This window comes from Leptospira idonii (assembly GCF_004770995.1).
Lineage (GTDB): Bacteria > Spirochaetota > Leptospiria > Leptospirales > Leptospiraceae > Leptospira_A > Leptospira_A idonii.
This window is the reverse complement of sequence record NZ_RQHW01000022.1, coordinates 1-727: the sequence shown is the minus strand read 5'-3', so window position 1 is coordinate 727 and position 727 is coordinate 1. Positions and strand designations below refer to the sequence as shown.

1 protein-coding gene is annotated in these 727 nt (G+C 32.0%); it reads left to right on the top strand.

Annotated features, from left to right (window positions below; genetic code table 11):
• Positions 1-596: hypothetical protein (locus EHS15_RS19080; protein WP_167884171.1), on the top strand; the 596-nt coding region annotated here is incomplete at its 5' end.
• Positions 597-727 lie beyond the last annotated feature (131 nt).

Below are 727 nucleotides of genomic sequence, written 5' to 3'. Positions count from 1 at the left end.
CATCTTCAAAATACTTAATTTTATCTGCAACAGCCTCGTCAGAGATTTATAAAGAATTATTTAAGAATGAAATCGAAATCATCGACCTACCTCAGCCTCAAATGAAAGCAAATATCCTTCAATATACTAGTTTTAATCTAACAAAACATTCTCTCGAAGAAAAAAGATCAGAGGCAATGCTAAAACTCCATGAGTATAGTGAAAATGATTATAAAACAATTAGTTTCAAAGAATTAGAGCCTGACGCTCATTTTTACTCACTTTCCTCCAACAACAATCTGTCTGGTGAAAATCTTGTAATTATAGGAACGCCGAATCCCAACCTAAATCGATTCAAATTACTCTTACATACTGTAGGTTTCGAGAATCCAGAGATCAAGCCTTATAATGAACTCAATTACGAAGAAGATACCTACAGAAATAGAAGAATTTATTACTTCAAAGTTTCCAATGATCAAAAGATTAATGAAATCTACTACTCAATGATAGAATCAGAATTGGTTCAAGCCATCGGCAGAACCAGACCTTTTGAACATGAATCAAAAGTAGTAATCTTCTCTAATTTCATTTTACCTGATTACGCTAAAACTTGGTAGAAATAAAGTAGTTAGAACTTAGTTCACTTAGAAACAGTTGCGAAAGTTGAGATTTAATTCTCTTTCCACTTCAGATAATACGGTCTAAATTCTAACTTTATGCCAATTGTAGAAAATATTCCAGATACTAC